At 41.1% G+C, this 22709-nt stretch carries 22 protein-coding genes and 1 riboswitch; of the genes, 9 read left to right on the top strand and 13 right to left on the bottom strand.

All coding sequences use genetic code 11. From position 1 onward, the window contains the following. Positions 1–46: 46 nt before the first annotated feature. From G1O98_RS09625 to G1O98_RS09610, 4 genes are all read right to left on the bottom strand, one after another. Complete coding sequence (locus tag G1O98_RS09625) at positions 47–1738, bottom strand: aromatic amino acid ammonia-lyase (RefSeq protein WP_163928592.1); 1692 nt, start codon at positions 1736–1738, stop codon at positions 47–49. Between the two features lie 740 nt (positions 1739–2478). Then, entirely contained in the window at positions 2479–3648 is a 1170-nt protein-coding gene (locus G1O98_RS09620) for an MFS transporter (protein WP_163928591.1), read from the bottom strand. 185 nt (positions 3649–3833) lie between these two features. Then, positions 3834–4610 (bottom strand): thioesterase II family protein, encoded by a 777-nt coding sequence (locus tag G1O98_RS09615; protein ID WP_163928590.1) that lies wholly within the window; start codon positions 4608–4610, stop codon positions 3834–3836. Positions 4611–5322: 712 nt separating this feature from the next. Next, positions 5323–5910: a hypothetical protein gene (locus G1O98_RS09610; protein WP_163928589.1), complete on the bottom strand. Its 588-nt coding sequence runs from the start codon at positions 5908–5910 to the stop codon at positions 5323–5325. A 339-nt stretch (positions 5911–6249) separates the two neighbouring features. Here G1O98_RS09610 and G1O98_RS09605 point away from each other — a divergent pair, with 339 nt between their 5' ends. Further along, positions 6250–8238: a S8 family serine peptidase gene (locus G1O98_RS09605; protein ID WP_163928588.1), complete on the top strand. Its 1989-nt coding sequence runs from the start codon at positions 6250–6252 to the stop codon at positions 8236–8238. 139 nt (positions 8239–8377) lie between these two features. On the opposite strand, the gene G1O98_RS39250 is transcribed toward G1O98_RS09605, so the two are convergent. Beyond that, a complete protein-coding gene (locus tag G1O98_RS39250) occupies positions 8378–9160 on the bottom strand; it encodes an ATP-grasp domain-containing protein (RefSeq protein WP_163928587.1) in 783 nt (260 codons plus the stop codon). A 29-nt stretch (positions 9161–9189) separates the two neighbouring features. Next, positions 9190–9312 (bottom strand): hypothetical protein, encoded by a 123-nt coding sequence (locus tag G1O98_RS40665; RefSeq protein ID WP_275941769.1) that lies wholly within the window; start codon positions 9310–9312, stop codon positions 9190–9192. A gap of 56 nt (positions 9313–9368) precedes the next feature. Between G1O98_RS40665 and G1O98_RS09595 the strand changes: the two genes are divergently transcribed. Then, positions 9369–9614, top strand: coding sequence for a hypothetical protein (locus tag G1O98_RS09595; RefSeq protein ID WP_163928586.1), 246 nt, complete (start codon positions 9369–9371; stop codon positions 9612–9614). Between the two features lie 87 nt (positions 9615–9701). Here the strand turns inward: G1O98_RS09595 and thiC are convergent, their stop codons facing one another. The 3 genes from thiC to G1O98_RS09580 all read right to left on the bottom strand — a co-directional run bounded on the left by thiC (position 9702) and on the right by G1O98_RS09580 (position 13897). Next, positions 9702–11075, bottom strand: a complete 1374-nt coding sequence (thiC, locus tag G1O98_RS09590) for a phosphomethylpyrimidine synthase (protein WP_163928585.1) — start codon at positions 11073–11075, stop codon at positions 9702–9704. 7 nt (positions 11076–11082) lie between these two features. After that, a riboswitch (TPP riboswitch) is annotated at positions 11083–11179 on the bottom strand. Between the two features lie 324 nt (positions 11180–11503). After that, positions 11504–12709, bottom strand: coding sequence for a calcium-binding protein (locus G1O98_RS09585; protein WP_163928584.1), 1206 nt, complete (start codon positions 12707–12709; stop codon positions 11504–11506). A gap of 708 nt (positions 12710–13417) precedes the next feature. Next, positions 13418–13897 (bottom strand): sulfur transferase domain-containing protein, encoded by a 480-nt coding sequence (locus tag G1O98_RS09580; protein ID WP_012410063.1) that lies wholly within the window; start codon positions 13895–13897, stop codon positions 13418–13420. A 263-nt stretch (positions 13898–14160) separates the two neighbouring features. On the opposite strand from G1O98_RS09580, the gene G1O98_RS09575 reads away from it, so the two are divergent. The 3 genes from G1O98_RS09575 (at position 14161) to G1O98_RS09565 (ending at position 15773) form a co-directional block, all read left to right on the top strand. Further along, the gene (locus G1O98_RS09575; protein ID WP_163928583.1) at positions 14161–14343 is read left to right on the top strand and encodes a hypothetical protein; all 183 of its coding nucleotides are present in this window, start codon (positions 14161–14163) and stop codon (positions 14341–14343) included. Further along, complete coding sequence (locus tag G1O98_RS09570) at positions 14324–15022, top strand: GNAT family N-acetyltransferase (protein WP_243458389.1); 699 nt, start codon at positions 14324–14326, stop codon at positions 15020–15022. Before G1O98_RS09575 ends, G1O98_RS09570 begins: the two co-directional genes overlap by 20 nt. Before the next feature lie 121 nt (positions 15023–15143). Further along, positions 15144–15773: a TetR/AcrR family transcriptional regulator gene (locus G1O98_RS09565; protein WP_163928582.1), complete on the top strand. Its 630-nt coding sequence runs from the start codon at positions 15144–15146 to the stop codon at positions 15771–15773. Between the two features lie 132 nt (positions 15774–15905). Here the strand turns inward: G1O98_RS09565 and G1O98_RS09560 are convergent, their stop codons facing one another. Further along, entirely contained in the window at positions 15906–16619 is a 714-nt protein-coding gene (locus G1O98_RS09560) for a gamma-glutamylcyclotransferase (RefSeq protein ID WP_163928581.1), read from the bottom strand. A 163-nt stretch (positions 16620–16782) separates the two neighbouring features. Between G1O98_RS09560 and G1O98_RS09555 the strand changes: the two genes are divergently transcribed. Continuing rightward, complete coding sequence (locus tag G1O98_RS09555) at positions 16783–17565, top strand: hypothetical protein (protein WP_163928580.1); 783 nt, start codon at positions 16783–16785, stop codon at positions 17563–17565. A gap of 67 nt (positions 17566–17632) precedes the next feature. Here G1O98_RS09555 and G1O98_RS09550 read toward each other — a convergent pair whose 3' ends face one another. Together G1O98_RS09550 and G1O98_RS09545 are read right to left on the bottom strand one after the other, a co-directional pair. After that, positions 17633–18382 (bottom strand): SDR family NAD(P)-dependent oxidoreductase, encoded by a 750-nt coding sequence (locus G1O98_RS09550; RefSeq protein WP_163928579.1) that lies wholly within the window; start codon positions 18380–18382, stop codon positions 17633–17635. A 46-nt stretch (positions 18383–18428) separates the two neighbouring features. Then, entirely contained in the window at positions 18429–19886 is a 1458-nt protein-coding gene (locus tag G1O98_RS09545; RefSeq protein WP_163928578.1) for an MFS transporter, read from the bottom strand. Positions 19887–19916: 30 nt separating this feature from the next. Here G1O98_RS09545 and G1O98_RS09540 point away from each other — a divergent pair, with 30 nt between their 5' ends. Continuing rightward, positions 19917–20099, top strand: a complete 183-nt coding sequence (locus tag G1O98_RS09540) for a hypothetical protein (protein ID WP_163928577.1) — start codon at positions 19917–19919, stop codon at positions 20097–20099. A 138-nt stretch (positions 20100–20237) separates the two neighbouring features. Beyond that, a complete protein-coding gene (locus G1O98_RS09535) occupies positions 20238–20687 on the top strand; it encodes a hypothetical protein (RefSeq protein ID WP_163928576.1) in 450 nt (149 codons plus the stop codon). 62 nt (positions 20688–20749) lie between these two features. Here the strand turns inward: G1O98_RS09535 and G1O98_RS09530 are convergent, their stop codons facing one another. Then, a complete protein-coding gene (locus G1O98_RS09530) occupies positions 20750–21175 on the bottom strand; it encodes an ester cyclase (protein ID WP_163928575.1) in 426 nt (141 codons plus the stop codon). A 456-nt stretch (positions 21176–21631) separates the two neighbouring features. Here G1O98_RS09530 and G1O98_RS09525 point away from each other — a divergent pair, with 456 nt between their 5' ends. Then, positions 21632–22651, top strand: a complete 1020-nt coding sequence (locus G1O98_RS09525; protein WP_163928574.1) for an Npun_R2821/Npun_R2822 family protein — start codon at positions 21632–21634, stop codon at positions 22649–22651. Positions 22652–22709 lie beyond the last annotated feature (58 nt).

Below are 22709 nucleotides of genomic sequence, written 5' to 3'. Positions count from 1 at the left end.
CAACAGTTAAATTAACTGCCGACTGTTCACGATTGGCTAATAACTGTTAATAGATATCTTGAACTGCTTTTACAATCAAACCACCAGCCGCGATATCAGCAGAAATCCGGGCAATATGCTCATCCAGACCTTGCTCATTATCATTCCAAATATATGGGCGATCTGAAGTTGGTTTTTGTCCAACTACTTGGCGGACTGCTGAATACAACCGCTCAGTTGCAGGTGATAGACAGACGCGTGCATCGTAATGACCAGTCTTTTTATATGTGCGGAGGTCAACAGCTTGGACTCCAAACATGAGAGCGATCGCCATATAATTCTGGAATATATCGACAGAACGGCGGGCTAGAGTCGCTGAAGTGTATCCTTGACTGTTGATGTTCTGATTAAATTGTTCCGCATGGGTAGGAAAGCGATCGGCGATGGAATTTCCATAGAAGGTCAACAGTGGCATAATTGAGTTACCGCATATTTGCAGACCTTTTAGTCCCATATTGACTTTACGTTCTCGGTTGCCAAGTAAAGATGGTGGTAGTCCATTGCTAAACTCCGGTGAGGCGAGGAGGGCAATTTGCACATCCAAATGTTTAGCCATTAGCCCAATGTAGTAACGCAGGTGATCCATTCCCACACCCACGTACTGTCCGAGAAAATTGCCTCCATGATAGCTAGCTTGGTTATTCACATCAATCAGTGGGTTATCGGTCACTGAGTTGATTTCGATTTCAATTTGTTTGGCAATCTGGGAAATCCCATCAACAATGGGCCCCAAATACTGGGGAAGGCATCGCAGTGAGTAACGATCCTGAATTAATTCGTGATCACGATAATCGTGTTTACCATCTAACTCATCACGGACTAACTGGGAATTTGCTAGCAAAGAAATCATCTGATCTGCTGCCCATAATTGACCAGGATGTGGTTTGGAATTATGGATAAATGGATGGAATGATTGATTGGTTCCGTTTAAAGCTTGGATATCTAGAGCGTGAACGCCCATAGCGATCGCAGTTAAAATTTGAGTATCGTAGACGCAGTTTGCCGCAATACCTGTCATTACTGAAGTGCCGTTCATCATCGCCAAGCCTTCCTTCGGTAACAATGTCAGGGGTGACAAATTCAGCTGACTTAGGGCTGTCGGTGCATCCATCTCTTTACCGTTGAAGTCAACCTTAAAACTGGGATCTAAGCCTATCAGTGAACCAGTAATGTAGGATAGTGGCACTAAATCACCACTTGCACCAATTGAGCCAAACTCATACACATACGGTGTAACACCAGCGTTGAGAAAAGTTTCCATGCGCTTGATAAGTTCCAGCCTGATGCCAGATGCACCGTGCATGTGAGAGTTTGCACGCAAGAGCATAGCTGCACGCACATCCGCCAAGGGTAATTTGTTACCTGCACCTGTTTTTAGGAACCAAACTAAGTTGGTTTGGAGTTCAGATGCTTGTTCACGGGATATGGCAACATTGGCCATACCACCAAAGCCAGATGTTACTCCGTAAATTGGCTCCCCAGATTCAACAGCATTATTAATGTAATCACAAGATGCGTGAATATTCTGCAAAACGTCTGCGTTATCAGTTAAAGACACTAATGCGCCATTGCGTGCTACCCTTGCAACATCATTGATTGTGAGTTTCTGATTACCAATAATTACATTGGTAGAGGAATTTCCAGTGAAAGAAGATTGTTGAGATAAGGTTTTGCTTTGTGCTTGAGATAGTGTCTTCATACAGAGATTATGTTTAACTTGTAGTAGGTATTGCAATTAACTTAACTTTTGTTTTTTGCTGAGAGTATTTGACATAATATTTCAGCAAATACAAATTGATATTTAGCTGGCATCAGTGTTTTAACGAAGCAGTCATTCTCCATAATTGAAACTTTCGAGAATAATTTTTGGAGAAGTTCACGTAATAATTAACCAAAAACATTAGCCATTTGTTTCAATTTGTTTGCTCATATATTGATGACAGAGATTTCGTTTGTTGTGTTTTGAAATTACAACATGAGAGAATAAAACTTGTCATCGTTTGTTCTGTAATTGAACTGTTATATATTTAACTGGAGTAAGTAAAAGATTTATGCAACTATTCCATAAATTTGACTTTATTTATTTTACTCACCTGCGATCGCATATATTAAAAGCCTTATGTGGAATATGTTTCGTCTATTTCGGTCTCTATAAGACTAATACAGCACGGTGTAAACAGCACAAAAATTTAAAACCCGTGAAAATACTGCTATATGAGCTTTTCACAGATTTTAAATATTTAGATATTTTCTTACTCGAAAATGCCTAACAACATAGCTCAATCAAATCAAGCCATATCCGAAAGCGAAAGTGCCATTCACTATAATCTGAGTTGGCTCAGGAACATTTGGTTATAGATCAATTATGACGCTTCCGGCAAGGGATAATATGTCATTAGCACCAGTGAATCTTTCCTCTTCACCAGTGATATTAACGAGTTAAGCAATTCGGAACGGAAATTTTTTATTCTGTCTGCCTACATAAAACAAAAACACGGCAAAGATGATTATTGTCAAGCTAAATATGTAACCATCACCAAAAACTTTGATGGCTAAGGATGAAGCAATAGGCCCAGCAGTACATCCGAAACTATATATAGCTGTGAACAAAGCACTTCCAGAAGATAGTTCATTTCTAGAAAGTTTTGCTCCAATTAATGCCATTGCTAAGGGAAAAATCGGACTGATACTAGCTCCAGCAATAAATGCAAATATCTGGGTAGCAGTGGAGTCTTGAATCAATGAAAGAGATAAAAACGACAATATTACGATAGACACGCTCATAAAAAGAACTTTGAGTCTGCCGAATTTGTCTGCTATGTGAGTAACTGGAACAGTAGAGAGCAAGCCGCCAACTACAAATACAGCAAAGGTATAGCCGATCTGCTCTATATTGTAATTTTGTCGTAGCAGATAAACAGGATATAAAGAAACTAGCGTTGATTCGGCAAAACCATAGGCAAATGCGCCCTGAAGAGGAAGTTTCAGCTTGTTGAAAATTCCGGAACGTGAAGATTGTTGAAAAACAACTGCTTTATCTGGTAGAGCTATCCATACCACAATTACGCCGCTAAAAATTAAAGCACTACCCAACAAAAATGACAGTTTTGGTGAAACATTATACAAAGCAGAACCAATTACTGGGCCAATACCAAATCCAAAAGTAAAAGCTAGAGCATTCAAACCATTGACGATCGCTCGATTACCTTCATGACAAAAGTGATTCAATGCAGTGTTTCCACTGACTAGATATAAACAACAAGCAATGCCCATAACAGCACGTATAATAAACCACAAAGGCATTGATGTAGTCATAGTGAACAAAGGAGCGCTAATACCCATCATTGTCAAGCCAAGCATCATAGTTTTACGAAGCCCCAACTTGGGTAATACTTTTACTACGAACGGTGTTCCCAAAGCTATGACTAGAAAATACACTGTAGAATTTGCTCCTATCCATAAATCATCAACTTGATGTTGCGCCATTAATGTTGAGATAAAGGGATTAAATAGCCCTATAGAAATACCAGACAAAAAAGCTATGCTATACAAAGCTGGTAATCCAGTAGAAAACGGGGAATTTGATTTTGTCGAGATCAATTCTGTCATAAAACTTGAGGATAATTGATAAATTACGTGGTTTGAGTGCATGGTATAAATACGATGCAAGCAATCTTGTTATTGCAAAATAGCTACGCAAAATAGAAATAGCTTTTTTGCAATAAAAGTATTTTTAGCAGTTTATTTAAATAGATTTAGCTGCTTAGTAAAGTATAGATTTGTATCTGAAATTATTAATTGTTGTTGATAGCTACTAGGTAATTTAAATGTTGGGATAATGACTGCAAAAAGAGTGATTGAGAATTATGCAAAAAGAAATGATCTCCAGGAAACATTTGCAGGTTGAAGTAGCTACTAGTCTGCTCACGCCAAGCTTCTAAAGCATCAACCTTAATTGCTTTATCCTGCAAACCTCCAAATACAGAGATTGGGCATTCGAGTGGCATTTCACTTTTGTAAATGTATGTCTCTAGTATCGTAAAGTCCGCTCGTAGACAAGGCAAGAAAAGTTGCAACATTTGTTCATTCTGCAAAATTTCCTTGGGAATTGCATTGTAACGATCGCAAAGTTCCGCCAGGAATTTAGCTTCAGGCATTTTGTGAATAAACGGTTTGAGAATTGGTTTTTGGGGAGCAGGGCAACAAGCAGCAAATAAATGAACAGGGCTAAGATTATATTCTTGACGGAGTAGACGCGTTATCTCAAAGCCAAGCATTGCACCCATGCTATGACCAAAAAAAGCAAATGGCATATTCAGATACGGTCTAATTTTTGATGCCAAAGTTTGAATAAGAGTTAAAAAATTGGTATAGGAAGGTTCTTGCAATCGACGGCCTCTTCCAGGAAGTTGAACTAAGTAAACCTCTACATCCTTTGGTAATTTGTTTGTCCATGTACTATATGTTGAAGTTGTACCCCCCGCACATGGAAAACAGAATAGGCGAAGCTGGGCCTTAGGATTCAGCTGAGGGCAGCTAATCCAAGGGTCAAATATTAGTCTTGCTGTCATAAAATTATGTCTGTAATCTGAAAATTTTTGTTATAAAACCTAACCCTGTTTCTTTATCAGACTGTGGTAGCTCTGTTCATAGCAGCGATTAAAGGTAAATATTATTTCTGTACATATACACGGTTAATTAACATGAGTAATTAAATCTGACTATGAATAAGAATTATTACAGCCAAGACTTAAATTTTGGTACATATTTGCAGCAAATAATACTATCAAATTCATTGATAAAAAATGTTAATTTTATCTACCAGTAACTGCTATTAAATAGAAATAACTAAATAGTAAAAGCATAAAATTTTAATACCTGAGAAATTGCTAATTATATTTGATTCCTCCCGTCACTTTGATAAATTATTAAAACTTAAGAGTTAATTTTTTGTTTGCTCTCATAGTACTTATCGCTCTTCTCTGGGTTATTTATGCAAAACACCAAAATCCCCAGCAAATAAAATTTGTGAACTACAGCATTAGATGCGATGAGCTACGCCCCGCAAAGAAGCGCGGGTACGCCATCGCTATTCCTTAGAGGTTGTTTGAAAAGTTCTCGTCTTGGTAACAAAAGTTTTAGATCCCCCTAAATCCCCCTTAAAAAGGGGGACTTTAATTCCGTTTCCCCCCTTAAAAAGGGGGGTTAGGGGGGATCTCAAAGACCTAAAGTCACAGCGAAACACTGTTCAAACAACCTCTTAGTGTGACTCATTTCGAATTATTAATGTTCTAGTCTCAAACTTCTTTCCATAAGCATCTGAGGTTCGATATTCTCAACTTTTGGTATCGCTTCTAGCTGAGGAATTTTTGCGATCGCATCTGCAATATTACCTGATTGGGCACGCAACCAAGCGGCGTGAGGTGCATAGTCAAGGCTTTCTACTACTTCGTAACCCGCTCGATTAATTGCCTCGTGCTGAGACTTTATATCAATGCCTTCAGCAAAGCGGATGAAAACCAGTCCAGTTGGTACTGCTAGGGAACCATTGGGTTCTATTGTGTAAACTGGACTCAGTTTACCCTGCTCTGATTGATTGGGTTCGCCTGGAAAAACTGCGTAGGCGTAGCCCATCGGAGACATCGCACCATCGTTAAGTTGTAAAATTGCTCCTGGTGCTACCGTCTTGGGTTGATTATTATAATGTATTGCATAGTACCCAGACTTACGAGTATAAGATATAGCAGTGCGATCGCTGCCAACCCGAATTTGTTCAGGATACTCAGAAAAATAATCGTTTTGAAATCTCACTTCAGGAATCAGGGGTAAAGAGTACACCTGTAGAAAATACTCAGCCGGAAAATAAAACATCTTTCTCAAGTTCTAATCATGTTATAGCGTTTTCAGTGGTATGGAATACAAATCTTTATATCGGGATGCAAGCTATATATCCCTAGTGATAGTGAAGATTCGTAAAACAGCTTGACTTTGAATTCTTCTTTTCTGGAAAGACGAATTGAAGGCTTGTATGAACTTTAGAGAGATTAAATTCTGTTGCAGCTGGATCTTTTTAATGTCGTAATACACATATAACACATGAAATAAAAACCATCCATAAACGCACGCTGCGTATAGCAAGCTTTAAAAGTAGTGCATAATACGATTTCCCAATGCCCAATTTTCAAGACAAATATCCCAGGAGATTAAGCTATGGTTCAGGTTCGCTATGGTGGACAGAACGGTCAACAGTATGAACTTGCTATCAGTGAAGAACACGTTGTAGTGCGTACCGAAAGCCGCAGTACTCTAATTGGTGCAAGACCGTTTGAAGTCGCACCTGTGTCACCCACAGCTCGTAGCATCCTCAATCAATTCGAGTTAACAACGCGGTTTCGGCAAGCGGGTGTAGAAATTTTGCGCGCGAAAGTTCCGACTCAGGGTGTCGCTTTGCGCGATCGCGCCCGTGAAATTCTCAACCAAGAGTCTCAAGTCCAATTTGCCGGACGTGTCTTGATCGATCCAGCCTCCAGCCAACCGATAATTTACACCGAAAACCTCTTTGTTAAATTCGATAATGAAGAAGAATCAAGGGTCTGCCAAGAGATATTGGGACGTTACGGCTTAACAATTAAACGCCAACTTGAATATGCGCGAAATGCTTATTTTGTCAATGCACCTACAAATACTGGTATAGCTATCTTTGACATCGCTGAGAGACTTCTGAATGAGGAATCAGTCGAACTGTGCCATCCTGAACTAGTGCGTGAATCACGCCAACGTCAGGTTTTCCCGCAGCAGTGGCACTTAAAGCAAACAACAATTAACGGTAAGGTAATTAACGCCCATGCCAACGTTGAAGCAGCTTGGAAATTAAGCGATGGCACAGGAGCAATTATTGCAATTATCGATGACGGTGTGGATCTCGATCATGAAGAATTCCGTTCCTCTGGAAAGATTGTTGCCCCGCGCGATGTCACACGTAAAAATGACAATCCCAGACCGGGAAACGACAATAATCACGGGACAGCTTGTGCAGGAGTAGCTTGTGGCAACGGGAAATTTGGTGCATCAGGCGTAGCACCAGGCGCAAAACTGATGCCGATTCGTTTAGCTTCGTCGTTGGGTTCACAGGATGAAGCAGATGCTTTTATTTGGGCGGCTCAAAATGGTGCTGATGTGATTTCTTGTAGTTGGGGTCCAGCAGATGGGACTTGGTTTGAGCCAAACGATCCTCTACACAAGCAAAAAGTACCTTTGCCTGACTCCACAAGACTGGCTATGGACTTTGCAATCAATAAAGGACGTAACGGCAAGGGATGTGTAATTTTATTCGCGGCTGGCAATGGTAACGAAAGTGTGGATAACGATGGCTACGCCAGCTACCAAAAGGTAATTGCGATCGCAGCTTGTAACGACTTTGGTACAAGAAGCGCTTACAGTGACTTTGGTCAAGCGGTGTGGTGTGCCTTTCCCAGTAACAATGGTGATAGTTCTCAAACCCCTGGAATTTGGACAACCGATCGCGTTGGTGTACTTGGTTATAATTCCGGTAATGTAAATTTGGGTGATGCCGGAGGTAACTACACAAACGAATTCGGCGGAACTTCTAGTGCTTGTCCTGGTGCGGCTGGTGTAGCAGCATTGATTATTGCCAGAAATCCAAATCTGCGTTGGGACGAAGTACGAGATATTATTAGACGCTCTTGCGATCGCATTGATCAAGCTGGAGGTAAATATGATGCCAATGGTCGCAGCCCCTTCTACGGTTATGGTCGAATCAATGCTCTCAAAGCTGTAGAATTGGCCAAGCCGGCGCAAACATCGCCCATTAGCATATTCAAGGCAGTACAAGATATCCCAATTAACGATTTGCAAACATCAACATTGTCGTTGGCGATCGCTAATACCAGCCTGATGAAATCCATCAAAGTTAATGTAGACATCGAGCATACTTACATTGGCGATCTTGTAGTTACTCTCCTTCCCCCAGTGCAGATAGGCATACTTCCCATCATTCTGCACGATCGCCAGGGCGGAGCTACAGATAATATCAAAACAACTTATGACGAGGTAAACACCCCAAAACTTGCTGCCTTTAAAGGTAAAAGTCCCCAAGGAACCTGGACTCTGGAAGTTGCAGATAAAGCTACCACAGATACCGGAAAGATTCGCAGCTTGACCATTGAAATTGGATTTTAAGCCAACACCCTTGAGTTACAGCTATTTTCAAGTCAATAGAGCGCACAGTAAGGGCATAGCAATGCTGTGCCCTTAAACAGATGTGGTTCAAATACATGAAAATTGCTGTAAACGCATAGCGATCGCAAAGGTTCAATGATCACACTACCCACAGTTGAGTAAAACGTTCAGCCGTCCATCCAATAATATCTGATACCTGGCCATCACCAATTTCTACGATCCGCTTAGTACCATCTATACGCTCTATTACATCTACAGAGAAAAACTGACTTTTAATGCGCTTGGCACACTCAGAAACAATCTCTGGAATTTCTTCATCTAGTAAAGCGGCAAAAGGTTTACCATATACGACAAAGTAACGCCTCTCGGTTTCAGACACAAAATCTTCAATCCGCCGCACACAAATACCTCCCTCAATGCTGCCCCGAAATGTCTGCATTTGGGCAATTACTGTTTTAATTTCTGAAGGTTTATCAATCATCGAACCAACTGAGGTTTTGAGAGACTTAACATAATCTTTGATAAAAAATCCATTCCAGCCAAGTCGATTCAACTCACTTTCTAAATCATCATCGACGGAATAAAATTTAGTCTCTGGAGTTAAATCAGCAATCAGTGGATACCAGTTGATCAGATAATGTGTGGCTAGATACTCGTCCTTAGAAGTTAAGACACTTGCCCCTGTACTCTCTACAACACTAACTAATAACTCATAATCTCCGGGCGAAAGCATCCAACCCCGATATACCACTTTTGAATCAGGAGTAGGGACTGGGATAATCTTTGATGAACCAGATCCCAGCGACTCCAAAGATATAACGGAAGTTGCCAATCCAGCATTTTGCATACAAGCAACTTGCTCCAAGTATGCTGAATCGGCTTTCTTTGCATTGAAGTAATCACTGGGAAAAAGAAATCTCACAATATTTGGATTGAATATACAGCTAATTACTAATTATATCGGACGGAACTCTGTAAATCTCTGAGATCGATTGCTGTAAACAATCCTGCAAAACCACCTCCGAGAATCACAATCGGCAGAGCATTCTTTGCTTCATGTATTTGCGATCGCATAATTTAAATTACCTTAGAAAATACCCACCCAATTCTTAGCCCTATCAAGGTGATTTTTGTATTCATTACTAACTTTGAACTTGGCAGTTGAACCTTTTTGCTCAGAAGTTGAACCTTTTTACTCGGAAGTTGAACCTTTTTACTCGGAAGTTGAACCTTTTTGCTCGGAAGTTGAACCTTTTTGCTCGGAAGTTGAACCTTTTTGCTCGGAAGTTGAGCCTTTTTACTCGGCAGTTGAGCCTTTTTACTCGGCAGTTGAACCTTTTTACTCGGAAGTTTGCACACAAGAGCCGAAACCCTAGTTTTTAGGTAGGGGCAATTCATGAATTGCCCCAAAGCACGTCTAGTTTTGTGGATGAAAAACTATTGTAACGACACAAGACAATCTGTTAGCCGTGAGTCACAGGCTCTTTCGCCAAGAACTTCTCTAATTCTGTCAGCGCATCAGCATCAACCTTAGTTTGCATCGGACAGAACTTAGGTCCACACATCGAACAAAACTCAGCAGTTTTATAGATATCTGCTGGCAAAGTTTCATCGTGATATTCCTTAGCTCTTTCTGGATCGAGTGATAATTCAAACTGACGGTTCCAATCGAAGTTGTAACGCGCTTTAGAAAGCTCATCGTCTCTATCCCTTGCACCAGGGCGATGTCTAGCAATATCAGCCGCATGAGCCGCTATTTTATAGGCAATCAACCCATTCCGCACATCTTCGGCATTTGGTAGACCTAAATGTTCTTTGGGTGTTACATAGCACAGCATTGCAGTACCGTACCATCCAGCCATCGCTGCTCCAATGGCTGAAGTAATATGGTCATAACCGGGAGCAATGTCTGTCACCAATGGCCCCAACACATAGAAAGGTGCTTCAGAACACTCTTCCATCTGCTTACGGACGTTAAACTCAATTTGATCCATTGGAACGTGTCCAGGCCCTTCTACCATCACCTGGACATCATCTTCCCAAGCTTTGCGAGTTAGCTGTCCCAGGGTTTTCAATTCAGCTAATTGTGCTTCATCTGAGGCATCATGAGTGCAGCCGGGACGTAGAGAATCTCCTAAACTGAAGGAGACATCGTACCTTTTGAAAATCTCAATAATGTCTTGGAAGTGGGTATAAAGTGGGTTTTGTTTGTGGTGATGTAGCATCCACCGCGCCAAAATACCGCCACCACGAGAGACAATACCGGTGATGCGGTTTCTCACCAAGGGCAAATGCTCAATCAAAATCCCAGCGTGGATAGTTTGATAATCTACCCCCTGCTGGGCGTGCTTTTCGATGATATGGAGAAAATCATCAGCAGTCAGATTTTCGATTGTGCCGTGGACACTTTCTAAAGCTTGGTAAACCGGCACTGTACCAATAGGAACAGGTGAAGCCTTGATGATGGCGGTACGAATTTCATCCAAATTACCGCCGCCTGTGGACAAATCCATCACGGTATCAGCACCGTACTTCACCGCCAGATTCAGCTTATCAACTTCTTCCTGAAGATTAGAAGAGTTGGGGGAAGCGCCAATATTAGCATTTACCTTACATTTAGAGGCGATGCCAATAGCCATCGGCTCTAAGTTAGTGTGATTTATATTAGCCGGGATAATCATTCGTCCCCGCGCCACTTCATCACGAATTAGATCGGCAGGGAGATTTTCCCGTTGGGCGACGTAGTGCATTTCTTCGGTGATAACACCTTGGCGCGCGTAGTGCATTTGAGATACATTACTCTGCCCACGCCGTTTAGCAACCCATTCTGTCCGCATATTATGATTCCTCAATAAACAGCTTCCCTCCGCTGGTATTACCCAGACTCAGGTGTTAAGGGTGTGATCTCAGCCTGGTTATGTAGGCACCCCTAGCATGGATGTAGTGTATCACTTTCGTTATGTCTAGCAGCAAGGGTGTTAACAATTTATGAGGTGAGGGTGGTGTTAAGCTATTTTTTCTGAGTCTAATACTGCCTTATGGATTTCTTCTGGAGTCATTGAGGCGGGATAAGTCCTAGAGAGAAGTTTTACCATCACAACGATCTGTGTGGCAGGTTTGAAATATTTACCATCTCAGGAATTATCGAGAAACTTTTATAACAAATGTTCATTAATCCAAAAAAGGCGATCGCATCCTTTACACCCTTCAACTAAAAATTTTTAACCACAAGGTTCTATGGGGCGATCGCTTTGACTTCGTAAAATTAAACAACAACAAAATTAGTTGCACTTAGTGACAATCCATCGCTGAGTTGCGCGAATTGTACCTGAGTAAACGCGCCACCGCTACCATCTTGGTCAAAGAACAGCGCACCTGTACCATTGTCGTAGATAAATCGTTGAGCGTCTGTTGTCGCGGCTGAACCGATGGTAAACTCACTAGTCGAGAGTGCGCCTGTTACTAAAGATCCGCCGAAACCAGCAGAGGATACCTGAATAACTTCAGCAATCGGGTCGAAGTCATAAAGACTATCAACACCTTCATTATAATTATTGAAGGCAAATGTATCAGTGCCCTCTCCTCCAAATAGATAATCATTGCCTCTCCCTCCAGCCAGTAGATCGTTGCCATCATTTCCGAAAAGGAAATCGTTACCATCACTGCCTAGAATAGTGTCAGTGTTAGCTGTACCAGAAATATCTAATTGTTCAATATTCTTATAGCTAACTTGATACGTCCCAGCTGTAATTGAACCTTGGTTAGTGACTGTATCGAAAGTTGAGGTGATTCCCTCAGTAGTAAAACTGCCATAATCGATAGACAAATAGTCGTCGCCCGTACCTCCATCTACCGTTTGAGTCACTAAAACATCAGGGGTAACAGATGGGGCGCTCAAATGGAATGAGTCGTTGTCACTCCCTCCTTTAAGGGTGTTGTTGCCAGTAGCACTGTAAGCATAAAGTTGATCGTTCCCCAAGCCACCGTCTAAAAGGTTATTTCCAGAAGAGGAAGAAATATCCAACACATCATCCCCAGTTCCTCCCTTAAGGGTGTTGTCGCCACTGGTGTTAGAAGCATAAAGTCGATCGTCCTCAGAGCCACCCCTTAAAAGGTTATTTCCAGAAGAATGATAAATGTATAGATAATCACTTCCTTCTCCCCCATTAAGGGTGTTGTTGCCAGTGGTATAGGAAGCAGAAAATGCATCATTCTCAGAGCCACCGTCTAAAAAATTTTTCCCAGAAGAATTGTTAATATTAAAATAATCACCTCCAGATCCCCCCTTAAGGGTGTTGTTGCCAGTGGTATAGGAAGCATAAAGTTGATCGTTCCCCAAGCCACCGTCTAGGCTATTATCTCCTTCACCACTATATAAGATGTAATTACCATCTCCTCCAGAGAGGCTATTATTGTTAGTTGTACTGATCATAATGACATCATTAGCATCAGTACCATTAATATTTGCCATAACTTCTATTGACCTAAATTGACTTTTCAGAGGCTTGCTGTTTTAATGCACATAAACTATACCAAGAGTTGACACTTTCGGTATAGTTTATGTCGCGATTGAGAAACACAACTTTTGACTTTGACCAGCCTTTTGACAGGCTGAAAAGGACTTTTTGGCTAACTTACTGACACAATACAGTTGATTAATCTAATCACTATAGTGTTTGTTTAGTTGAGTGTCACTACTTGGAATAGCATTTTTTTACTGTTTATATTTAGTATAAAAATCTTATAATAATTACGTATTTATATCTTGAAAATCGAAATAAGTTACTGATAAATAAGAAAAAAGATTTTTATCATACGTTGTGTACCCAGATGAATCATAAATCTTGGCACAGCCTACATTCTAGTCTAATACAAAGTTAATGGGTATCTCTTGGATAAGTCAAAATTATGCCCTCAGACTGGTAGGTTGAGGGCTACTTACAAAAGTGAAAGATCCTAGCGGAAATTACTTAAATGAGCTATCTATGCGTTAATTGAACCGAATTCGGATTTGATATTACAAATTAGACAACAAAAAAATTAGTTGCGCTTAGTGATAATCCACTGCTGAGTTGCGCGAATTGTACCTGAGTAAAAGTACCACCGCTATCATCTTGGTCAAAAGCCGCACCTGAACTAATGCTAAGTTATCAATATCCTATTATTTAGTACATCTGTTTCAGCAAGTAGGCACAGCTAATTTGGCGTGTTTGTTAACGTAGTCCACAAATAATTGCCTTAGTCGGGGACTCACGCCAGCGTGTTCAAAGAATCCAAAACCCAGATTCTTAGCTCTTGCTAAGGTTTCTTCTGGTGTTAATCCTTCCTGGATAGCGATACTTAAGAGTGCAATTCCAGTCGAGCGCATTCCGGCTGCACAATGCACAACTGCTGGTTTAGGAATTTCTTCGAGTGTTGTGAGGATTTTGGTAATGGCCTCTTCATTCAAGTTTTTTAAATCTACCTTGAGTGGAACATTCTTATAATGCAGCCCTAATGCTTCAGCTACTTTTTGCTCATCCTTGGAAAATCCTAGCTCATCAGGCGATCGCAAATTTAGAACGGACTTAAAACCTTCTTGGATAGCTTGCTCAAGCTGTTTTGGTATAACTTGTCCTGTTGTCGTTAAGTTTTCGTTAATCTGTATGGCGTTAATCACATTTACTCCTTTTGACTTTCTAATGGCTTCCAGCTTGGTAAATAGTCGAATCAGCAAGCTTTGAGAAGTTATTTAAGTAAGCAGTGCAAAATTAGCTAAATATCAAAAGATATTGCTTGATTACTTCAAAATATGCTTTTTGAAGTTGGTTATTTTATTGCTTTATCCATAATATACGGTTTGTCGATAGATTTAGTGGTAATTGGAGCTTATTATGATTTTCACCGATAAAATTATCAGAGCTTATATATCAGCAGTCTGTATTGGTTCTCTGTTACTGGCAGAGGGCAGGTATTGATTTTGGGCTGGCGATTTGCGGAAGCGATGTCTACGACGGACTACGGATGCGAGTCACACAGAAAATTAGACGACAAATTGTTCAGCGAGTTGTGACTCAATTGGAAACTGCTAATATCAGTAAAGCAATTGAAAATTTGGCTAGTTGATCTTGATCTGTTGCGATATCTACGACGGGTGGTTCCTGAGCGCGGTCGTAAAGCCTGCGGCATAGCTACGCTTAGCGCGCAGCGTCTCCGACAGGAGAAGGGCTACGCCTACGCAACTAAAATGTCCATAACATGCCAAAAAGTCAAACAGACATGTAATCTGAATGTCAGTCATGAACCTATGAGCGCTAACGAAATATCTCTTCGACCTGCTCTAGAAACAGATGCGTGGGTGCTGAGTGCAATTCATATTGCTGCTATCAAAGCTCTGCCTGCAACTTTCTACACCGAAAAAGAACTTTTAGCTTGGCGTAATTACCGCGACAAACCGGATGGTTCAAATATCTTGAAGACCATGAAAGTGGAAACTTGCAAAGTTGCAATTAAAGGAGATGTTGTTATAGGTTTTACTAGCTTCATTGTTGATGAACTCATCGGGCTGTATGTCCATCCTAAACATCAAGGGAAAGGGATTGGACGTGCTTTAGTTCAACATTTTTGTGACGAAGCAACCGATCAAGGTATAGATAAGGTAATTACAACTGCTAGTCTTTATGCTGAAGGATTTTATTTACGACTGGGATTTACTGCCATCCAAAAAGCACCTCATTATTTAAGAAAGGGGATAGTTGTCCCAGTTACGAAAATGAGTAAAACATTAGCTACCGCACCGAGATAAATTTAAGTCGATACCAGATTTTCAATAACTTTAAAAGTACTGGTATCAAGATTATTTTTATTTAATTTGCAACAACTTTGGAGACATAACTTATGATGAAAATAAGTACTTGCCAGTATAAATGAATAAAAGCATCCGTTCACCAACTCTCACCCGTATACGTTTGATAGAAGCCGCCTCGCAAGTATTTGCCAGTTTAGGTGTTCAAGGAGCGACTACCCGTGAAATAGCTCGTGTTGCTGGTGTGAATGAGGTGACTTTATTTCGTCACTTTGCTAGCAAAGAACAACTTCTGGGAGCAGTGATCAAAAATGCTTTGGCACTCCAGACCGAAGCCCTTGCATACCCCGAAGCGTGGACACAGGATCTAAAAATTGATTTAAGGCAGTATGCCCATCTTTATAATACTATGCTAGAAGCACAGGAGGACTTAATTCGTACATTTATTGGAGAAGCTAAACGTCATCCTGAAGCAGCTAAACAAGTGATTCAAGAAGCCGCCAAGCCTTTAGGAGAAAAACTGGTCGCTTATTTGCAATCGAGTCAAAAACTAGGCACTGTGAGAGTAGACCTCGATCCATTTCCAGCAGTCGATATGTTTACAGGAATGCTGTTAGCTGGAATGCTATGTCGCAGTGCAAAATTCAACCAAGGTAGCTATAGCTGTGAGGACTATATCGAAACCTGTGTAGATATTTTTGTGCGTGGTATCAGTACCTCTAACAGTTCTCAATGCGGCTGTAAGTTCTGAGCTAAATTAGATAATTTATGCCAATAATATGGCTTAAAAATAGTTGAAATTAGCGTTTGGGGATAATTATTTTTCACAATTTAAAATCTGTTCCCAATTCAATTATTTTATTTAACTTGAAGTTCACAACAGTTATTTATAATTAGTAGTTTCAGTAGAGCCGCCATTAACTAAAAGCGCTTGTTGTTTTGCCAGCACTTGTTTGCGTAACAAGAGCAATTTTCTATCTTTTATACCTTCCGCGATTAATCCATCGACAGTTTTCATGAGATAATCAGCGCAGGAACCCAATTTTCCGGATGCGGTGGCAATGCTATTAACAGCAGTTGTTAATGGTACTTGATGAGCATACCTGGGATGCTGACGGTTAGCAACAAAGGCGATCGCTTTAAATTCTTGCGTACCATCAAATACTCTTACCCAACGGGCAACGTAGACACCAGCTAACATTTCCCGTCGCCAAATCAGCAATAATTCGGATGCTACATCAGCAGCAGCAATTCGATAAACAATACCACGACAACTACCCCCGCGATCAAGTCCTAAGAGTAATCCGGGATTCTCTGGAGTACCGCGACCGAGAATCATCCATGTACAAAAGCACCGATGCCAACCATAAATGATCCCAGCACGGCGCTCGACGTATGTGATTAGGGGATTCCAAATCAAGGAACCGTAAGCAAATATCCAGATATCAGAATTTGGTAGTTGGTGTTGTAGTATTTCATGGAGCGATCGCTGTAACTCATCTTCGCTCAGGGTAGTTAACTTGATTCCAGAGTGTGATGCTTCTAACAGTCTCGTCTGTGCGTTTCCGGCTTCGAGGTCGCTACGACTGAGTGACATAATGTAGATTATTTCCTTTTCTGTAAATATTCAGTAATTTCACTATAACTTTAAAATAAATTAATCATAGTATTGCCTCCTTTTCCGTAGGATTATAGAGTAAGCCTAACTACAGGCAGCAATATCTTGATGATGCTAATCCTCGAAATAAGGAGCAAACTTTGTGGCATCTGCGACAAATCAGTTATTAAAGTTATCAATCCAATATTTACCAACAATTGCCACTAAATTAGCAATTACAACTCTAATAGCAATTCTACCATTACCAGTTAAAGCAGTTACATTAGTCACTAGTCGTGCTGATTTTGGAAGTAATGACGGAATTGATTGGTCAAGTTTGGGTAAAGTGTTCAATCCCTTTGCTCCCGATCCTTCGGCTTTTCTGCCTAACTCCTTTTCATCGGTATCCGAAGGCGGTTTAGCTTTAGGTGTAACTGTACCTCAAGTTAATGATTCTGGTATTACCCCACCTTTTGTTTTTCAAACCTCTTTTATACCTAAAGGTATTCCGACTAACTTCACTGATGGCGATTTTCTTCTCTTCACAGGCTTTAACCCACAAAGTGGTTTTCCTGCCATTGGCAACTCAGGCCCTTTGACGATTAACTTTGATCGTCCTGTTTCCGGTGCTGGTACTCAAATAGCTGTAGATGATATTCTAAAATTCAACGTGTTTGTCTCAGCTTTTGATAGTGTCAATAACTTATTGGGTACTTTCTCTGTACCGGGAACTTCTTCAGTAACATTGGATAATTCAGCATTGTTCGTTGGGATTAGCAGTGAAACTGCTAACATCTCGCGACTGGTTTTCAGCACTTCTGAGTTAAATAGGGCTTTTGCTATCAACAGGGTGAGTATTATTGCAGTTCCTGAACCAAATTATACCTTGGCTATATTAGCTTTCGGTGTTTCATCTGCCATTTTGAAAGTACGCCAACGCAGGTAGAAATTATTGTCTAAACACTTGTAGAGACGGCGATTTATCGCGTATCTTAACCCAAGCGTATTGAGCTTTAATGTTCTTGTCCCGTTGGCCGGATAAGAATTTCGTTGACATTAACGCGCGACGGTTGTGTGACGGCATAAACGATCGCAGCAGCAACGTCTTCGCTATGCAGAGGTGTAATTGCCTTGCGCCGCTCCTCAATACGTTGTTTGGCAACTGGATCGGTAATTTGGTTGTCAATTTCCGTATCCACTAAACCAGGTTCAATAATGGTGACGCGAATGTTGTCCTTGTGGACTTCTTGGCGTAAAGCTTCTGAGAGGGCATTAACGCCCCATTTGGTAGCATTATAAACACCAACACCCGCCCGTGCTGTCCGACCTGCCACTGAGGATATATTGACTATGTGCCCTGATTTTTGCGCCTTCAACAGAGGTAAAACAGCGTGGGTAGAATATAGCAGTCCTAGTACGTTGATGTCGAACGATCGCCGCCAGTCTGAGCTATTTCCCGCTTCAATGGTTCCGAGTAAGGCAATGCCTGCATTATTCACCAGGATATCGACCCTTCCCAATTCTGCATTGGCCTTTGCCACCAAGTTATTTACCTGGTTTTCATCAGTCACATCAGTGACAATGGGCAATGCCTTGCCACCACTAGCTTCAATACGTTCTGCTAATGCCTGAATGCGATCGCCACGCCTAGCAGCCAGTACTACTGTTGCTCCTTCTGCCGCCAATGCGATCGCAGTTGCTTCTCCAATTCCTGCTGAAGCCCCAGTGATAATTGCTACTTGTTCTTTTAATTTACCTGTCATTTATTTAATTCCTTAGTGATTAGTAATTGGTAATTATTAATTGAGATTAGTTATTCTCCCCCTGCTCCCTACGCCCTTCCCCCTGCCTCTTCCCGATCCTCAATACGGATGCGACTGCTGCCCCACAAAGTATTAGGGCTGCGAAGCGAAAAGTTCCTTGGAACCCCGCAACGATCGCATCAGGAGGGGCAACAGAAACATCTGCACCCGCAGACATACTAGCGATTAACGCTCCAAATACTGCCCCGATTAAAGAAACTCCTACTGTGTTTCCTGATGTGCGTGACAAAGATAGTAGCCCAGAAGCAATCCCTAGCCGCTCCCTTGGTACTGCTCCCATAACAGTGCTGTTGTTGGGCGATTGGAATAAACCCAGTCCAATGCCGTAAATAAAATAGCGTGACACATAGCCTAGCTCAGTAATTTGGGCATCAAAGGTGCTAATGCCCAAACAGCCACCTATCATCAACCCCAGTCCAATTGGGCTGATTAGTCGAGCGCCAAAGCGGTCTGAAAGTATTCCTCCTAATGGGGCAATTAACCCACTAAGTACAGGTGACACGGCTAGTAGCAGCCCCACTTTTACCGTCGGATAATGCTTGACGCTCTCTAGAAAGAAAGGGACAATGAGTAGCGAACCGCCGATAACAATGAATGCTAGCCAGCCACTTAGCAAACCCATACTCAACTGAAGATTGCGAAACAGGTGTAGTTCTAGTAGCGGCTCCTTTATAACCGCTTCAACTACCAAAAAAATTATGAAACTTAAGGTAGCGATCGCTAATAATACTAGTGCATTGGTACTGCCAAAGCCCTGACTTTGCCCCAGCGTCATACCCAGACCAAAACTACCCAGAGTCAACAAAGCCAATACAGCTCCAAAAAAGTCAAATTTCTGTTTACCCTGAATGCGTACAGAAGGTGGCACTACCCGAGCTATCAAGAAACTAGCGATAATCCCCAACGGTACATTGATGAAGAATATACTATGCCAGCCTGATAAGCTTAGGAGCAGCCCCCCTGCGGAAGGGCCAAAAGCAATTCCCAGTGATACAACACTACCGATAACGCCAACAGCACGACCTCGCTCCGAAGATGGAAAAATTTCTGTAATGATTGCCAAACCAAGCCCAGAGATGAACACAGCACCCAGTCCTTGAAGTGCGCGAAAGGCAATCAACCACTCAATACTAGGTGCAAAACCACACAACAGCGAACTAAAAGTAAACAGAACAAGTCCCCCCTGATATAAGGACTTCTTGCCCCACATATCTCCCAAGCGGGTTGCCCCCAAAACTAAACCGGAACTGACCAACTGGTAACTCAATACAGCCCATTGGGTCGTCGGAAAACTGGTGCCAAAGGCTTGCACTAATGTGGGTAGAGCAACATTGATGATGCCCACATCAAGGGTAGACATAAACACCCCAAGTCCGACACCGAGTAAAACCCAATTTTTCTGAGCGTCTGACAAAGCCAGAGGTTGTGTTTCCAATTCTGCCAAGGTTTAGCCTCCGCCTTTGACTTTACGGTTATGAATAGTTTGCATACGTATATTCATTATCCTCACTATCTGTTCACTGCGATCGCTTGGTTGCTCAAAAATACTCTGGATAAATTGCCAAATTCAGGTTTATTTCAGGCATTATTTTCTCAATCAGCAACACTGGCTTTTCTACTTGTCATATATTTTGGTAAATTACTTAGATACTTTTAACTCCAAGCTCCTTCGGCTATATCAACAATAGTATTTAGTAAAATACGGTAACTCGATATATTCACTGTATTTTATACTAGTTAGCAAACTATCATAGACACCTCTAAGAAGCAAGTCCTAGAGGTTTTCGTATAAGCAATGACTCAAAAAGCTGCCTTATCTCGATTTGCCCTAGCATTTATTGCAGGCTTTGTGTCTGTTTTGCTATTTCACCAAGGTATGTTGGCGTTGCTACATACACTGAATTTCACGCCTCGCACTCCTTATCCAACTGCACCAACACAACCATTTGGAATCCCGCAAATTTGGTCAAGTGCATTCTGGGGAGGAATTTGGGGAATGATTTGGGTAGCAATCGCGCCTCGTTTTCAAAATAATAAAAGCTATTGGTTAGCAGCATTGGTATTTGGTGCAATTGTCCCAACGCTAGTAGCTTGGTTTGTGGTCGCACCAATCAAGGGTCAGCCCATCGCTGGAGGCTGGAAACTTGTGGGAATAGTCACAGGTTTATTAGTTAATGGTGCTTGGGGAATAGGAACCGCCGGGTTGCTGAGATTATTCTCTAGAAAGCAATTGTTCAATAGCTAGATTTTTTAAGACTTCTACCAGTTTCTGAAGAGACTCGCCGTTTATTCAGCAAGTCAATAAAGTTATTCCCCAGACGTTCCCGGCTCAATCCGCGCCCCAAGCTGAAGAACTCGTCCGAGATCATCAGCGTTTCGCCAAGTTTCAACTATCTTCCCGTCAACAATCCAATGAATGAACATAGCCGTGAACGTCTGCTCTCTACCATGACTAGGTATTCCAAAGAAACTTTCCTGAGTGCAGGTATTAGTTGCACGCACCACAACTTTGTCACCTTCAGCAATTACGTCTTCAATTGTCCATTTCTGCTCGATAGCCCCAAATGAGCCAAAGAGTTTACGTACTCCATCCGGCCCTGGAGGAAGCCCAGGTAAAGCACCGTGCATCCTCCAAGTTGGGGCGGTCATCTCGCAGATATCTTCAATTCGATGCTCGCTAATGAGTTCAATCCAGCGTCGAGCAATTAATTTATTGTCTTCAACATTAGACATTGCTACTCCTTTTTGCTTAAAACTAAAAATAATATTTACTTATCAGTGATTAATTCTGGGCTGATGCAAGTTCAAAAATAAATTTTTGCTCCGTGCATTATTGCTAATTTTTTGAAAGACAGGCACTCCCGCTTTGGGCAGCCCCAAATATTATTGCATTTTAGACAGCATCCCAAACGCTCTCATTACTGGTACACTGCCACCTACTTTAATCGAATGTCTTAACGCACAGGACATTTTTGGGAAAAAGCAAGTCTACAGCATGGGTTTTGACGATGCAGACAAACAACGAGTAATATTAGTATCATCCAAACTAAGCAAAATCCCTTGCTCCTTGCCCCAGTATAAAGTGTAAAGATGTGTATACTAATAATGATTCGAGAATAATAGCTCAGAAAATAACGAGAATATTATTTGCGTTACTCAGTCATTGCAAGAGACAAAGGATTTATCAAAATGGATTCCTTCGGTATCTACACCCTGGCTAATGATGTGGTGTTTGACCAACTAGTAGCTTTGCTAAACAGTATTGAGGTGAATGTTAGCGCAGATATTCCTATTTGTATAATTCCATATAATGATCAAATAGATTTAGTTAGGAAAGAAATTAATAATCGAAAAAATGTAATCTTATTTGATGATTGGGACGTAATTCAATACTGGGAAGAATTTGCTCATCAGGTTTGGGCAGCACATCCAAGGGAAAAAGAGACAAAATTATCACGTCCTAGTTGGTACAAAAGTCATTTACAAAGAAAGTTTGTTGCCTTTGAGGGTATTTTTGATAAATTCGTATTTTATGATGGTGATAGTTTGGCAATGAAGCCACTCAATAATGTAATTGACAAGCTAGAAACATCAGATTTTGTTTTTGATGATTGGGAACACCTTAAGGATAGGTCTGTTGCAGCGTTAAATATTTCAGTTATAGAGAAAACTGGGCTGTATACAGAAGCAGATATACGTCCTCAACTGCATTGTTCTAGTTTCTTTGGCTCTAAACGAGGATTGTTTACTGTTAAAGATATTGAGATAATGAAGGAGCGATTAATTACCCAAAAAGAAGTTGAGTGGATTAATGGACATGGATGGTGGGATGATTCTTTTTTGTTTAACTATATGACCTTGCGCTGCGATCGCCCACTTTTTAACTTTACACTTAGCCCCAATGGTGAAGATAGAACAGGTAACTGTGCTAATGCAGATCCCTTTGTCAATATTAATAACGTTCTTTATAATCAAGATGGCTTAAAACCAATTCATCGTATCCATTATATGAGCTATTCTTCTCGTGATTTTGCCCAGTTATCTCAAGGACAAGATGTCAATATATGTTATGGAGATGAATTTTTGCACTATCGCTTTCTTAAAGAACCAGAACAAAGACCAAAACAGCTTAAACCAGCAAGTATAATTACTAAAACTAATAATCTCTTTAACAAAACAATGAATAAAATTCAAAGAACTCTCCGTTAAATATAGCTTTATTGGTGACGCGTTAAATTAGTATTCTATTTTCTATATTTTCTAGTTA

The sequence above is a fragment of the Nostoc sp. UIC 10630 genome (assembly GCF_010747425.1).
Lineage (GTDB): Bacteria > Cyanobacteriota > Cyanobacteriia > Cyanobacteriales > Nostocaceae > Nostoc.
Note: the sequence above shows the minus strand (reverse complement) of the source record. Positions and strands in the feature narration are given on the sequence as shown.